13 protein-coding genes are annotated in these 14731 nt (G+C 64.7%); 10 read left to right on the forward strand and 3 right to left on the reverse strand.

Annotated features, from left to right (window positions below):
• Window positions 1-214 precede the first annotated feature (214 nt).
• Window positions 215-733, forward strand: coding sequence for a protein-disulfide reductase DsbD domain-containing protein (locus CKO40_RS22345; protein ID WP_200348668.1), 519 nt, complete (start codon window positions 215-217; stop codon window positions 731-733).
• Between the two features lie 76 nt (window positions 734-809).
• On the opposite strand, the gene CKO40_RS22350 is transcribed toward CKO40_RS22345, so the two are convergent.
• Window positions 810-1418, reverse strand: coding sequence for a Uma2 family endonuclease (locus CKO40_RS22350; RefSeq protein WP_338074246.1), 609 nt, complete (start codon window positions 1416-1418; stop codon window positions 810-812).
• A gap of 636 nt (window positions 1419-2054) precedes the next feature.
• Between CKO40_RS22350 and CKO40_RS22355 the strand changes: the two genes are divergently transcribed.
• Both CKO40_RS22355 and CKO40_RS22360 read left to right on the forward strand, forming a co-directional pair.
• A complete protein-coding gene (locus CKO40_RS22355) occupies window positions 2055-3584 on the forward strand; it encodes a multiheme c-type cytochrome (protein WP_200348670.1) in 1530 nt (509 codons plus the stop codon).
• A 138-nt stretch (window positions 3585-3722) separates the two neighbouring features.
• On the forward strand, window positions 3723-4211 hold the full coding sequence (locus CKO40_RS22360; protein ID WP_200348671.1) for a tetratricopeptide repeat protein: 489 nt from the start codon (window positions 3723-3725) through the stop codon (window positions 4209-4211).
• Window positions 4212-4375: 164 nt separating this feature from the next.
• Here the strand turns inward: CKO40_RS22360 and narL are convergent, their stop codons facing one another.
• Complete coding sequence (gene narL, locus CKO40_RS22365) at window positions 4376-5032, reverse strand: two-component system response regulator NarL (RefSeq protein WP_242477262.1); 657 nt, start codon at window positions 5030-5032, stop codon at window positions 4376-4378.
• Window positions 5033-5034: 2 nt separating this feature from the next.
• Complete coding sequence (locus CKO40_RS22370) at window positions 5035-7365, reverse strand: histidine kinase (RefSeq protein ID WP_200348672.1); 2331 nt, start codon at window positions 7363-7365, stop codon at window positions 5035-5037.
• Window positions 7366-7609: 244 nt separating this feature from the next.
• On the opposite strand from CKO40_RS22370, the gene CKO40_RS22375 reads away from it, so the two are divergent.
• The 7 genes from CKO40_RS22375 to CKO40_RS22405 all read left to right on the forward strand — a co-directional run bounded on the left by CKO40_RS22375 (window position 7610) and on the right by CKO40_RS22405 (window position 14652).
• On the forward strand, window positions 7610-8371 hold the full coding sequence (locus CKO40_RS22375) for a Crp/Fnr family transcriptional regulator (protein ID WP_200348673.1): 762 nt from the start codon (window positions 7610-7612) through the stop codon (window positions 8369-8371).
• A 112-nt stretch (window positions 8372-8483) separates the two neighbouring features.
• Window positions 8484-8870 (forward strand): chaperone NapD, encoded by a 387-nt coding sequence (locus CKO40_RS24695; RefSeq protein ID WP_200348674.1) that lies wholly within the window; start codon window positions 8484-8486, stop codon window positions 8868-8870.
• Window positions 8867-11446 (forward strand): nitrate reductase catalytic subunit NapA, encoded by a 2580-nt coding sequence (gene napA, locus CKO40_RS22385; protein ID WP_200348675.1) that lies wholly within the window; start codon window positions 8867-8869, stop codon window positions 11444-11446. The genes CKO40_RS24695 and napA overlap by 4 nt, the downstream gene beginning before the upstream one ends.
• Before the next feature lie 136 nt (window positions 11447-11582).
• A complete protein-coding gene (gene napG, locus CKO40_RS22390; protein WP_200348676.1) occupies window positions 11583-12389 on the forward strand; it encodes a ferredoxin-type protein NapG in 807 nt (268 codons plus the stop codon).
• Between the two features lie 57 nt (window positions 12390-12446).
• A complete protein-coding gene (gene napH / locus CKO40_RS22395) occupies window positions 12447-13490 on the forward strand; it encodes a quinol dehydrogenase ferredoxin subunit NapH (protein ID WP_200348677.1) in 1044 nt (347 codons plus the stop codon).
• Window positions 13491-13521: 31 nt separating this feature from the next.
• A complete protein-coding gene (locus CKO40_RS22400) occupies window positions 13522-13944 on the forward strand; it encodes a nitrate reductase cytochrome c-type subunit (protein ID WP_200348678.1) in 423 nt (140 codons plus the stop codon).
• Window positions 13945-14007: 63 nt separating this feature from the next.
• Entirely contained in the window at window positions 14008-14652 is a 645-nt protein-coding gene (locus CKO40_RS22405; RefSeq protein WP_200348679.1) for a NapC/NirT family cytochrome c, read from the forward strand.
• Window positions 14653-14731: the final 79 nt, after the last annotated feature.

Here is a 14731-nt window from a genome sequence, read left to right on the forward strand (position 1 = left end):
CGCGCAGCAGTCCCGCGACGCTGAGGTGCTGGCGTGAGAACGGACCACTCATCAATACCTGCCTCGCAGCTTGAGAAGGTCGTGGCAGTATACTGATTCGGCTTCAAAAGTTTACGAAAGATTTTTTTCGGCTCAAAGCCAACTTATTGTTTCTAAAGCAGATATTTTTGCGGCGGGAATTGCTGGTGCGCTGCTGAGCGCCGTCTCGGGCCGGGTGCAGCGGACGCCCAGCGCCTATCCATCCCTGCTGACCGCGCTGAATCGCTTGCGCCAGGGCGGCACCGGGCCACAGCAATACGCCGCCCGCGGCGCGGTTCGGCTCCGAGGCGAGGTGACCCGCGCTGAGGATTCAACACAGCTGCGGCTCGTGCTCGACATGGCCCCCGGTTGGCACATCAATGCCCACGAACCGCTGCAGCAGGCGTTGATCGCGACCCAACTGCGCCTGCCCGAGACCGAGCAGACCTGGCGCATCGAGGAGCTGACCTACCCGCCTGCGCAGCTCCGAAAGCTCGGCTTCCAGCGCGAGGCGTTGGCCGTCTACGAGGGGAAGGCGCAGCTCGCCGCAACGCTGAGCCCGGTGTCGGAGCCTCTGTCGAACGACGCCGACCGGACCAGTACCTGGGCCAGCGCCTGGCTGCCGGTGGAGCTGCGCCTGCAGGCCTGCAGCGATGAGCGCTGCCTGCCGCCGGAGATGCGGGTCCTGCAGATCCCGTTTGACGCGGGGCCCTGATCCTGTGAATGCAATCTAGGCTTTCAGCCGTGATGCAATGCGTACCCAAGGGCTGCGGCAACGCGGCGGTTTCTCGTTAGGCAGGGTCGCCGAACAGCAGGCCCAAGTCGATCTCGATCGCCTCGAACGGCGGGATGCGCACCTTGGCCGAGGTCTCGTCCGGGCCTTCGGCCGTGAATACGGCACGGTAGCCGCCGGCATCCAGGGCATAGGCGATCAGCGCGAGATCCTCCGGGGAGACAATCCAATAGAACGGAACGTCGGCGCGCTGCAGGCGCAGGAAGTGGGTGACGGTGTCCTTGCGTTCGTGGCCCGGGGAGAGGATCTCGCAAACCCAGTCCGGCAGCACAGTCATGATGCCGGCAGGGCGTTCCGGCAGACGCTCCTTGCGCCAGCCCGCCAGGTCGTGGCTGGGACAGTGGTGCTCGCTGTAACGGACACTGATCTCGGGTACGATCCACCAACCGCCGGGTTGCCGTTGCGTGACCAGCGGGAATGATTGGCCGATCAGCGCGGTCTGCGCCTGACCATGCTCGAAACGACTCATCGGCCGCTGCACGATCTCGCCGTCGATCAGCTCGACGCGCTCGTCGCCGGGCCAGGCCAGCAGATCGTCGATGGTGAGAAGGCGCTGTGCTTCCATCCGGTGTCGCTCGCCAATCAGCGGGTGAGGTTCTTGGAACATTATCCAGCGTAGCACGCAGCGTTTGCGCTCGAGATCCCGAAATCCGTCGATCAAAGAGACGATCAATCTCAAAGCCCGCAATCGCGGTCTGCAACGCGCAGCTAGCTGCAAAGCGCAGTCGACGTCTCCGAGCGCCAGCTTGACTGGAGCCTAATGGACGGTGAGATCCAAGCTTTGAGATCCAGGCCTTCTGCGAAGCGACAATGCAACATCGGTCGTGCCAGCAAGTCAGCCGATCTTGGTGCCAGACGTGTGTCGAGCGCGCTCGTATCGCGGCCGACGGTCTGGATCAGGAGCACTGCGGCGAAGATCAAGATCAGCAGGAGGATGGGGCGCATGCGGGTCTCCGGTCAGCCTGTCGCGTCATTGAGATAGATCAATCGCGCTATCCTCGCATCCCCCTCCCCGCTCATTCATGAGGCGCATCAAGGTTTCCATCGCCATTCGCGCACAGAGTCCCTCGGCAGGGGGCGCCGTGCGCGCGAGGCGGGCGCCGCCATCCAGCTGCTCATGCGTGCCAGACAGGCGCACCCGACAGGCGTGCCAGACAGGCGCACCCGACAGGCGTGCCAGACAGGCGCACCCGACAGGCGCACCCGGCATGAGCGCCAGAGAAGAATGATCGCGGAGTGCACCATGTCCAGAAACCCGATTGGTCCCCGTGCCGGTTGGACGCCGAAGTCCCAGCGGCTGAGCGTTTGGCTCGTCGGCACCGTCATCCTGTTGTTTGCCACCCACGCCCATGCCGTGCGTCCTGCCGGCCAACCCGGCGTCGATTGGGGTGATCCCAAGGGCAAGGAATGCGTCGAATGCCACATGACCGAGAACCCCGGTCTCTACTGGGAGTGGAACCACAGCCAGCACGGCCAGAACGGTGTCACCTGCCTGGACTGCCATCAGGCCGAAGAGGGCGACATCGACGCCTGGCGCCACGAGGAGGAGTACGTCTCGATCGTCGTCACCCCGAAGGACTGTTCCAAGTGCCATGAGAAGGAGTTCGAGGAGATGGACGGCTCGCACCACGCCAAGGGCGGCCAGATCCTGGGCTCGCTCGACAACCTGCTCGGGGAGGTCGTCGGCGGCCCGGCCGCGGTCAATGCCGGCTGTAAGCAGTGCCACGGCAGCGAGCTCGAGTTCATCACCGAGGGCCGCAGCAAGGACAAGGGCCGGCCCAAGCCCGGCACCTGGCCCAACACCGGGATCGGTCGCATCAACCCGGACGGCAGCCTCGGTTCCTGCACTGCCTGCCACGGCCGGCATCGTTTCAGCAAGGCGCAGGCACGCACGCCGGACACCTGCGGCAAGTGCCATGTCGGCCCCGACCATCCGCAGATCGAGGTCTACAACGAGTCCAAGCACGGCATCATCTACCGCGCCAAGATCGATGAGATGAACCTGGAGTCGGACAAGTGGGTCGCCGGCATCGACTACTCCGCCGCCCCGACCTGCGCGACCTGCCATATGAGCGCGGCACCGCACGAGGGCTCGACCCATAATGTCGGCGAGCGCATCTCCTGGACCCTGCGGCCGCCGATCTCGACCAAGATCAACCTGGTCAAGCTCGAGGACGGCAACGAGTTCGACGTGCCCGAGGGCGAGCCGATCCCGCAGGTCGGCGATGCGGCCAAGGGCTCGACCGTGGTCGAGGTGCTGACTTGGGAGGACCGCCGCGCGAAGATGGAGGACGTCTGCTATGCCTGTCACGAGAAGAGCGTGATCGACGGCCACTACGCGCAGTTCGACAATGTCGTCGAGCTCTACAACGAGAAGTTCGCCAAGCCGATCGCCGCGGCAATGGACGATCTCAAGCAGGCCGGCTACATCACGAGCGCCCCGTTCGATGACAAGATCGAATGGACCTGGTGGGAGATCTGGCACCACGAGGGCCGCCGCGCCCGGCACGGCGCCTCGATGAGTGGTCCGGACTACACCTGGTGGCATGGCATCTACGATGTCGCCAAGCATGCCTACTTCAAATGGATTCCGGAGTTGAAAGAGGTCGTGATCAAGAAAGACGGCAACGACGAGTACGCCGTCGCCCTGCTCGAGAAGCACTTCAAGCCGATCGAGGGCCACAACTGGTACTTCACCGGGATGGGCAAGGACCAGATCGAGAAGGTGCGCAAGGCGTTCGAGGCGCGTTATGGCGAGGGCGCGTTGAAATAGCGCCGCCCGATCTGGGCCATGGGCCGGCGTCCCCGGCCCGGCCCATGGCTGATCCGCTCCGCTTCGCTGGATCATCTATTCAGCCAGCGGAGTGGTCGTTCAGCGCGCGCTCTCTGAAGACTGCTTGCAGGAAACCTCATGCATCAAGCACTGCGATTGATTACCGCCGGCACCGTCCTCACGCTGACCATCGCCCTGGCGATGGAGTCGGACATCGCCGAATCCGCTGAATCCACCGCTGCCGCCCCTGAAGACGGGGTCGGCACCCTGATCGCACAGGCCGAAGCCCAGCTCGAGCGAGGCGAAGCACAAGCCGCCATCGCGACCTTGAACGAGGCGGTCGCCGCAGACCCCAGCTCGAGTCTCGCGCAGACCCGCCTCGGCGGCGCCTACCTGCTGAGCCAGGACTACGGCCACGCGATCGACCATTTCCAGCAGGCGATCAGCAACGACGATCAGAACGCCGGCGCCTTCATCGGCCTTGGCATGGCCTATCTCCATCTCAAACGGTCTGGCCCCGCTAAGGCCGCCCTCACCGAAGCCAGGCATCTGGCGCCCGAGCAGCAGGCGGACATCGACGCCCTACTCAACCGGATCGAGCAGAGTGCGTCGGCCCATCACCCCTGAGCGACCGACCAAGCCTCTGTTCGTCGGGAACGGCTCGGGCCTGGGCGTCGAGTACTGGGCCATCAGCCGGAACGCGCGGTTCGATCCTGCACATTCAGGCCTGCGCATTCAGGCTCGCGCATTCAGGCCTTCGCATTCAGGCCTTCGCATTCAGGCCCGCGCATTCAGGCCCGCGCATTCAGGCTCCAGACCGCGGCCTCGACGCGGCTGTGCAGGCCGAGCTTCTTCAGCAGATGCTTGACGTGCACCTTCACGGTGCCAACGGCGAGATCCAGCTCACGCGCGATCAGTTTGTTGCTGTAGCCCTGCGCAATCAGTTCCAAAACCTGCTGCTCGCGCTGCGTGAGCCCGGCCTCATCGAGACCCGCCGGCCCGTGGTGGTTGCTGCGCAGCGCGCGGGCGAGCAGATCGGTGAGCTGCGGGCTGATCACCAAGCGCCCACGCATTGCCTCACGCAGCTGTTCAAGGAGTTCCTCGGGCTCCGTATCCTTGAGCAGATAGCCATCGGCACCCGCGCGCAGCGCCGCGATGACGTCGGTCTCGGCGTCGGAGACCGTCAGCATCAGGATGCGGACGTCCTGGTCCAGCGTTGCGCGCAGCCGGCGCAGGGTGTCGATCCCGTCCCAACCCTTCATGTTGAGGTCGAGCAGGATCAGATCCGGGTGCAGCTCGGCAGCAAGCCGAACCCCCTCCTCACCATCGGCGGCCTCGCCCACCAGGCCGAGACTCGGTTCCAGCGTGATCAGATCACCGACCCCTTTGCGGAACAGCGGATGATCATCGATCACGAGCATACCGATCGGTTGATCGTCACCAGCCATGCTCATCTCAAGGACTCCGACGCCTGCACAAGGGATGGGCGAACAGCCTGCGAAGCGGTTTCGCGCCGCTTCGGCGCCGCTTCGGCCCCTGAGTCGAAAGCCGCGTGCGCTGACGGCCCGGCGCATGGCTTGTCCGTTGCTTGATGCGAGACCGACAGGATCGCATCCGCGGGCGCTTGCTGTTCGGCCTGCAGCGGCGTTCGCATCGGCGTCATCATCCGCGAGCGAAAGCACAGCGACACCGTCGTGCCCTGCTTCGGCGCTGAGTCGATCTGCAGCGTTCCGCCGAGGCTGCGGGCGCGCTCGCGCATGATGCTGAGGCCGTAGTGGCCGCGCTTGGCGTCGGTGGTGGCCACACCGATCCCGTCATCACAGACCTCGACCCGCACGGTGGAGAAAGGCTCTTGGCCATCGCTGTGGCCCGCACACTGGTCCGCACTCTGATCCGTACTCTGGTCCGCACTCTGGCCCGCTCTCTGGTCCGCATTCTGGCCCGCTCTCTGTCCCGCTCTGGGGGCATCGGCTGAAGCATCGGCCTGCATCCGCAAGCGCACCTCCACCTGCCGCGCCCGGGCATGACGAGCCGTGTTCACAAGGGCTTCACGGATGATCTGCAGCACATGCACCTCCTCGTTGGCCGAGAGCAGCCCCGGCGGCAGTTGGTCATCCAGCAGGATGACGAGGTCATTGCGAGCGCGAAACTCGTCCAGCGTGCGCGTGAGCGCAGCGCCCAAGCCCTGACCGTCGATCTTGAGCCGAAAGGTATTGAGCAGCTCGCGCAGCTGGCGGTAAGCGCTGCTGATGCCGTCGCGCATCTCGGCCAGGATCGCCTCAGGTGTGGCCGCCTCGGCAGCGGCGGGCGTCTTGAGGGCGGCGTCGAGTCGCAACGCCTGGATCTTCAGGTACGACAACGATTGCGCCAGCGAGTCGTGCAGCTCCCGCGCCAGGATGCTGCGTTCTTCATGCAGCACCAGGCGTCGGCTCTCGCGGATGCGGCCTTGCAGATTGAGTGCCGTCGCCAATTGGGTGGCCAGCGCCTCGAGCAGCGGTGCTTGCCAGGACTGCAGCGGCGCGCCGTCGCGGCAGAGCAGGCGCAGCGTGCCATAGCGGCGATCTTGATCGGCGACCGGGACCACGATGGTGGCGCCGTCGGGCGGATGCTCGGCCGCACGACAGTGCGTGCAGGGATGACCGGCCGGGTCGGGCTGGGCCAGGTCGGCGGCCGCGTTCGGCGGTTGGCGGCTGCTGATGCACAGCCCGCTGGAAGCGCTGAGTCGCACCTGCTGGGGGTGGGCGTCGGCTGGGTCTCCCTGAGGACCGCCGCGCTCACGCAGACAGAGCGTCACCGAGGCCAGCTTGAGCTCGCGCTCGAGGTCGATCAGGACCTTGCGCAGGGTCGGGTCCGAGAGGGTCGCATCGTTCAGGGTGCGACTGGTGCGATAGAGCAGCTGCAGCGATTGATTGCTGCGCGCGAGGTCGCGGGTCTTGTCGGCGACCCGTTCCTCGAGCTCGTTGTAGATGTCCCAGAGGCCCTTGGTCATCAGATTCATCGCAGCCCCCAAGCGCCCGAGCTCATCATCGCCCAAGAACCGGGTGCGCACCGAGAAGTCGCCTTGGCGCACCCGATCCGCACAGTGCAGGAGGGCCTCGAACGGGCGCACCAGGCGCCGCTGCAACAGCAGCAAGGTCACCACCACCGCCACCAACGTCAGCCCCAGCGCGGCCGCCTGCATCCCGGCCAGCCAGTCGATGCGCCGCTCGGCCCGTTCCTCGAGCGCATGCACCAGGTGGTGGATCTGCGCGACGAAGTCGTCGACCTGGGCGCGATAGGCGAGACCGCCCGTTGCAACGGCCGTAGCGGTCAGCGCCGGACGCATCACCTCCCGCCACTGCTGGCTCACCTGCTGGTAGGCACGGCGCAGCGGGTCGCCCGCGGCGCTCGGGATCGCAGCGACCAGCCTCGGGCTCGTCAAGCGTGCCTCCAGCTCATCGGCCAGCTGTTGCACCTGCGTCAGATGCTCGGCCCGTGGCGGCTGGTTCCGATCCGTCCGATCGATCGGCGCCGGCGCTGTCGGGGTGGGCGCGCCCGCGTTGGGCTCGGCAGGCATGGGCGCTGTGGCGACGCGCTCGGGAGGGACCAGCTCAGCGGCGATGCGATAGGCCTGCATCCGCAGCGTACCGGATTGATTCACGGCCGCGGCCATCCCCTGATTGAGCTGCGCGACCACCATCGCGCCGACCATCGCCGTGACGCCGAGCGCCAGGATGGCGGCCATCAACAGACCGATGGTCAGCAACAGTGAGCGTCGCCACAAGGGCGCGTGCGTAGCCATCACCTGGTTCTACGCCAAGTCGGAGGCGACGAAAAGGGAGTACCCCCAAAAACCTGTATCGGCTGCCCGCAGCACCGAACAGCCCCGGTGCCGAGACGAATCATGCGCGGAAACAGCGCCCTAACGTCCGCTGAGACTACCACCAAGGAGGTAACCCGCAAGGTTTTGGTCGGTCTCTCAATCGGTTGCGGCTGACCAGCGGCTGGTTAGGCTTGAGCTAGCTCAAGCATTGACGAAGCCGCCCATGAACCACGCCGACCGCGAGAAGACCTGTCTGCCACTGCTCGAGACAACGCCTGGATTCGCCTCGGTGCCAACGGACGCCTTGCGCTACCTGGCCGCTGGCTGCCATCAGCGCACCGCAGCACGCGGCCAGGTGCTCTGCGAGCGTGGCCAATCGCTGGATGGGTTTCATGTGCTGTTGCGGGGACGGATCAAGCTCTCGCTGGTCTCTGCGGAAGGCGACGAGCGCGTGCTCGATATCGTCCTGCCAGGGCGCACCTTCGGTGAATCGGCCGCCTTTCTCGGGCACCCCTGCGCGCTGCACACCGAGGCACTGATGGACTCGCGGCTGCTCTTCGTCGATCTCGGGCGCGTGCGCGGCGCCATCGCACGCTGGCCCGAGGTCGCCCACCTGATGCTCGCCATGGTCGCCGAGCGCGCACAACGGCTGATCAGCGACCTCGAGGCCTGCTGCCTGCATTCGGCCACGCAGCGCGTTGCAGCGCTGCTGCTGCGCGATGCGCAGAGCGATACGGACGCCCCGGACCGCGGCACCCTTGAGCTGCCGGCGGCCAAGACCGTCGTCGCCTCGAGCCTCAACCTGTCGGCCGAGACCTTTTCGCGCGAGCTGCATGGGCTCGCGCGGCGCGGACTGATCCAGATTGAGCGACGTCGGATCGAGATCCCATCACTCGAGACCTTGCGCCGGCTCGGCGGACTGGACAGCGCCGAACGGGCGATCGCGGTCCCACCGCTGAGCGCGATGCCTCGGCCATCGGCTTGATATTGATCAATTGAATGCGCGGACAGGGCGCATGCTTGAGACGCATCAAGAATCCCTTCGCGGTAACTCGTTATCAGTCCGCGTGAACACAGAACGAGCGGGAGCCAACAGCATGCACGACGTTATAGCCGGAGACATCTTGAGCTGTGTGGTCTACGCCCATCCCGGTCGCGGCGCCGAAGTGGCGGCACGCATCGGCGAGCACCCTGGCACCGAAGTCGTCGCTGGCATCGCCGAGGGCAAGCTGGTCGTCACCATCGAGGATACGCCCAGTGCCAAGGCCGCCGATGTGATGGCCAGCCTCAACGCGATAGCAGGTGTGATCAGCACCTTGCTCATCTACCACCGCGCTGCAGAGGCATCCACCGTGCCCTGTGCTTCCACGGCGTTGACCGCGCCATCGGAACGCTCCCCTGCGCTCGATCGGGCGCCAGTCGTTACGGAGATAGCGCCCGCCTCGCCCGCCCATTCGCTAACCCTGTCGGAGGACAGCCAGTGACCATTAGTCGGCGTGAATTCATTAAGGCGCAGGCGGCATTGGCCGCGGCTGCCGTCGCGGGCGTGAGTCTGCCACTCGGGGTTCTCTCCGCAGCCCGGCAGACCCCGCCGCCGGATGCGGACATTCGCTGGGATAAAGCTCCTTGCCGTTTCTGCGGCACTGGCTGCTCGGTGCTGGTCGGCACCAAGGACGGCAAGGTCATCGCCAGCCAGGGCGACCCAGATGCGCCGGTCAACCGCGGACTGAACTGCATCAAGGGCTATTTCCTGCCCAAGATCCTCTATGGCCGTGATCGACTGACGCAGCCGCTGCTGCGCAAGAAGGACGGCGTCTTCGATAAAGAGGGGAACTTCGAGGCGGTGAGCTGGGACGAGGCCTTCGACGTGATGGCCGAGCACTGGAAGAAGGCGATCAAGCGCAGCCAGGCCGAAAACAAAGGCAAATCGGTCGATGAGATGACCTCGCGCGTCGGCATGTTCGGCTCCGGCCAATGGACGGTCTGGGAGGGCTACGCGGCGAGCAAGCTGCTCAAGGGCGGCCTGCGCTCGAACAATCTCGATCCGAACGCGCGCCACTGCATGGCCTCGGCGGTCGGCGCCTTTATGCGCGCCTTCGGCATCGACGAGCCGATGGGCTGCTACGACGACCTGGAGCACGCCGATGTGTTCGTGCTCTGGGGTGCGAACATGGCCGAGATGCATCCGATCCTCTGGTCGCGGCTCACCGATACCCGCCTGAGCCGGCCCGACTGCGAGGTGCATGTGCTCTCGACCTTCGAGCACCGCTGCTACGAACTGGCCGACAACCCGATCATCTTCACCCCGCAGACCGATCTGGCGATCCTCAACTACATCGCCAACCACATCATCCAGACCAAGAGCTACAACAAAGACTTCATCGACAAGCACGTCCAGTTCGAGACCGCGACCACCGACATCGGCTACGGCCTGCGGCCCGAGCACCCTTTGGAGCAGAAGGCGGCCAACGCCGGCGTTGGCAAGAAGCTACCCTCGAGCTTCGAGGCATTCGCCAAGCAGGTCGCGCCCTACACGCTGGAGTATGTCTCCGAACTGTCCGGGGTTCCGCAGGACAAGTTGCTGCGTCTGGCCAAGGCCTATGCCGATCCGAACAAGAAGGTCAGCTCGTTCTGGACCATGGGCTTCAACCAGCATACCCGCGGCGTCTGGGTCAACGGCAGCTGCTACAACGTGCACCTGTTGATGGGCAAGATCAGCGAGCCCGGCAATAGCCCGTTCTCGCTTACCGGCCAGCCCTCGGCCTGTGGCACCGCGCGCGAGGTCGGCACCTTCGCTCATCGTCTGCCAGCCGATCTAGTGGTCAAGAATCCGGAGCACCGCGCCTTTGCCGAGCAGATCTGGAAACTGCCAGACGGCACCATCCCCGGCAAGGTCGGCTATCACGCCGTACTGATGCACCGGATGATGAAGGACGGCCTGATGAACTGCTATTGGCAGATGTGCAATAACAACATGCAGGCCTCGCCCAATCTGAACGAGGAATCCTATCCGGGCTGGCGCAATCCTGAGGTCTTCGTCACCGTCTCCGATCCCTACCCGACGGTCTCGGCGCAGGCTGCCGACTTGGTACTGCCGACGGCCATGTGGGTGGAGAAGGAAGGTGCCTACGGCAACGCTGAGCGGCGCACCCAATTCTGGCGCGAGCAGACCGCCGCGCCGGGTCAGTCGAAGTCCGATCTCTGGCAGATCATGGAGTTCGCCAAGCGCTTCAAGGTCGAGGAGGTCTGGCCGCCGGCGCTGATCGAGCAAGTGCCGGAGTACGCCGGCAAGACCTTGTACGAGGTGCTCTACGCCAACGGCCAGGTCGATGCCTTCCCTTACGAGGGTCAGATCACCGATAGCCGCGGCAACCAGTACCCGAATCACGAGAGCCAAGACTTTGGCTACTACGTGCAGAAGGGCCTGTTCGAGGAATACCGGCGCTTCAACTCGGCACCCGACATCCTCAAGAAGGGCCATGAGATGGCCCAATTCCAGGCCTATCACGAGACGCGCGGGCTGCGCTGGCCGGTGATCGACGGCAAGGAAACCCTCTGGCGCTTCCGCGAGGGCTACGACCCGCATGTTGCGCAGTTCAATCCCGAGGTCGAGAAGGGCGACGTCTACTTCTACGGCAACAAGAACGGCCGCGCCAACATCATCTTCGCGCCCTATGAGCCGCCCGCCGAGAGCCCGGACGAGGAGTTCGACCTCTGGCTCTGCACCGGGCGCGTGCTCGAACACTGGCATTCGGGCTCGATGACCCGCCGCGTGCCGGAGCTCTACCGCGCGGTCCCGGACGCGGTGATCTATATGAGCAAGGACGACGCCAAACAGCGCCGGCTGCGCGATGGCCAGATGGCGACCATCAGCAGCCGGCGCGGCACGATCAAGGCCCGCGTCGAGACCCGCGGCCGCAACCGGCCGCCGAATGGGCTGGTGTTCGTGCCCTGGTTCGATGCCAACCGTTTGGTCAACAAGCTGACGCTGGATGCCACTGACCCGCTCTCAAAGGAGACCGATTACAAGAAGTGCGCTTGTAAGGTGGAGCGCGCTTGAAGAGAAGTGTGAAGTGTGAAATGCACGCACGCGCCCAACTGCTCACTTCAAAGCGAAGTAGGGATTGGCCTTCGTGGGCTAATTTCTCTGCGCTTATCTGCGTCATCTTCGGTTGAAATGCTCTTTTTGGGTTGAAATGAATCGTCGCGACTTTGTGCTGGGCTCTTTGCGGACCGCGGCTGGCGTTGGGCTGCTTGGGCTGGGCCTTGGGCTGTATAGCCGTCAGGCCTCGAGTCTGCCGGCTTGGGCGCTGCGGCCGCCTGGGGCGTTGGACGAAGACCGCTTCAACGGTGCCTGTATCCGGTGTGGACTCTGCGTGCGAGATTGTCCGTTCGAGATGCTGCATCTGGCCCGGCTCGAACAGCCCATTCCGACCGGTACACCCTATTTCATCGCCCGTGATGCCGGCTGCGAGATGTGCGAGGACATCCCCTGTGTCGTCGCTTGCCCGACCAATGCACTGGATCATGCGCTCACTGACATCAATGACGCCGACATGGGTCTGGCCATCGTCAGCGATCAGGAGGCCTGCATCGCCTTTCAGGGCCTGCGCTGCGAGGTCTGCTACAACATCTGCCCGCTGCGCGATGACGCGATCACCCTCGATCTTGAGCAAAACCTGCGCTCCGGAAAGCACGCGCGCTTCATCCCGGTGGTGCATTCCGAGCACTGCACCGGCTGCGGCAAGTGCGAAGAGGCCTGCATCCTCGATGAGGCGGCCATCAAGGTACTGCCGCGGCATCTGATCCAGGGCGAGCTGGGTAAGCACTATCGCCTCGGCTGGGAGCAGCAACAGCAGGCCGGCGGTGCCTTGGTCGCACCCGATGCCGAGCACCGCTACAACCTGCCCGAGGGCATGCGCTATGAGCACGGCGGCGAGGGGCTGATCGAGGACAGCACACCGTTTCCGAGCAATCCGCTGGACACCCTGAACAAGCCCTGAAGCAGCTCTCAACTAGCCTGGGACCCAGCCTCAGCGCGCCGCCAACGAGACCGGTACATGCACGACTATCCTGGCCAGAGCGCAACCGCCGAGCAAGGCTGGCTGAAGGCCCACAAATGGCTGATCTTGCGCCGTACTAGTCAGCTTGGCCTGCTGGGTCTGTTCCTGCTCGGCCCGATCGCAGGCATCTGGCTGGTCACCGGCAATCTGTCGGCGAGCATGACCCTAGACGCACTGCCGCTAACCGATCCGCTGCTGCTGGCGCAGTCGATGCTCTCCGGCTCACTGCCGGTGATGAGCGGCCTGATCGGGGCGCTGATCGTGCTGGCCTTCTACGCGCTCGTCGGCGGGCGGGTCTTCTGTTCCTGGGTCTGTCCGGTCAATCTGGTCACCGATTTCGCCGCCGAGCTGCGGCGACGCTGGGCGATTCGCGCCAGCGGTCGGCTGTCGCGACAGCTGCGCTGGTGGCTGCTGGGCTTGGTGCTGCTATTTCCGCTCGCCACTGGCCTTATGGCCTGGGAGCTGGTGAATCCGGTCACGATGATGCATCGCGGGCTGGTGTTCGGCGGCCTCTGGGGCATGGGCCTCGCCTGGCTGGTGATTGCCGCAGTCTTTCTCTACGACCTGTTCCTGGTGCGGCGCGGCTGGTGTCGGCATCTGTGCCCGGTTGGTGCCTTCTATGGGCTGATCGGCGCCGGTGCTCAGATCCGGGTCACCGCTGCGCGCCGTGAGCACTGCGATGACTGTATGGACTGCTTCGAGATCTGCCCGGAGCCGCAGGTCATCAAGCCGGCGCTGAAAGGGGCCAGCCTGGGTCTCGGCCCGGTGATCCGCAGCCAGGATTGCACCAACTGTGGCCGCTGTATCGATGTCTGCAGCAAAGACGTGTTTCGGTTTCGCCTCGGGCGCGGCTCGGCGGTTCTGCCCGCAGCACCAGCATCCGAGACCGCAGCAGTCACTGCCGCAATCAGGCGATCCAGCAGCCGCCAGTCCAATCGATCCGGCAACCCACCGATCAGCCGCTCGAGCAACCGCTCGATCCATCTGACCCATTCCAATGCTGGCAACAGCGCCAACGCCAGCACGAACGCCACCCACTGATGATGCACCGACGACAACGGCGGAGACAGCCATGAATAGACCAGTTGCAGCCAGCCTCATCGGCCTCGCCGCGCTCTGCGCCGCCGCTGTCGCTGCCGAGGACGTCACCTCACTGCGCGGACACGCCGTCACCGACGGTGCCGATGACGCCTTGAACAAGCCCACGCTCGCGGTACCGGGTGGCTTCGATGTGGCTTGGGAAGAACAGCCGCCGATGATCCCGCACCCGATTGATAACTACAGCATCGATCTGCGCCAAAACGGCTGCCTCAAGTGCCACAGCCCGGCCACCTTCGAGACGGCGAAGGCGCCGAAATACACCGATACCCATCGCATCGACCGCGATGGCAATCAGCTCGACGGGCTCGCACCACGGCGCTACTTCTGCACCCAGTGCCATGCCCCGCAAGCCGGCGCCATGCCGCTGGTCGAGAACGTCTTCGGCAAGCGCTGAGCAGCGCTCTGACGCCTACAACGCCGACAGCCATCGCATCCTCATTTCACCGGGACAGGCCTCATGTCCGACCAAGCCAAGCACGCACAGCCCAAACGCGGCCGCAAAGCCACGCTGATCATCCTCACCATCGGTGTCGCCATCGGCATCATCTTCTGGGGCGGCTTCAACACCGCGATGGAAGCGACCAATACCGAGACCTTCTGCATCTCCTGCCATGAGATGGAAGTCAACGTCTACCAGGAATATACCGACACCATCCACTACACCAACCGCACCGGCGTGCGTGCGACCTGTCCGGACTGCCATGTGCCCAAGGACTGGACGCACAAGATGGTGCGTAAGATCCAGGCGAGCAAAGAGCTTTATCACCACCTAAAGGGCTCGATCGACACCCCGGAAAAGTTCGAGGCCGAGCGCTTCCGTTTGGCACAGAACGTCTGGAGTCAGATGAAGAAGACCGACTCGCGCGAGTGCCGCAACTGCCACGAGTTCGAGTCGATGGATTACACCAAGCAGGAGCATCGCAGCAGCCAGGGCCACCAGCAGGCCGAGGACGCTGGGCTCACCTGCATCGACTGCCACAAGGGCATCGCCCACAGTCTGCCGATGCAATATGACCCGGAGCAGGATGCCCCTGGAAAGAGCGTCTTCTACAGCAGGCTCGACGCCCCGCATGGACAGCACAACACCACCCAAGACCCCTGATCCCAACCCGGATGTGATGAAGGAGGAACTGCGCCCATGACCGGACAACAATACTTCCGGCACCCACCCCAACACCCAC

The sequence above is a fragment of the Halochromatium glycolicum genome, assembly GCF_016584085.1.
GTDB lineage: Bacteria > Pseudomonadota > Gammaproteobacteria > Chromatiales > Chromatiaceae > Lamprobacter > Lamprobacter glycolicus.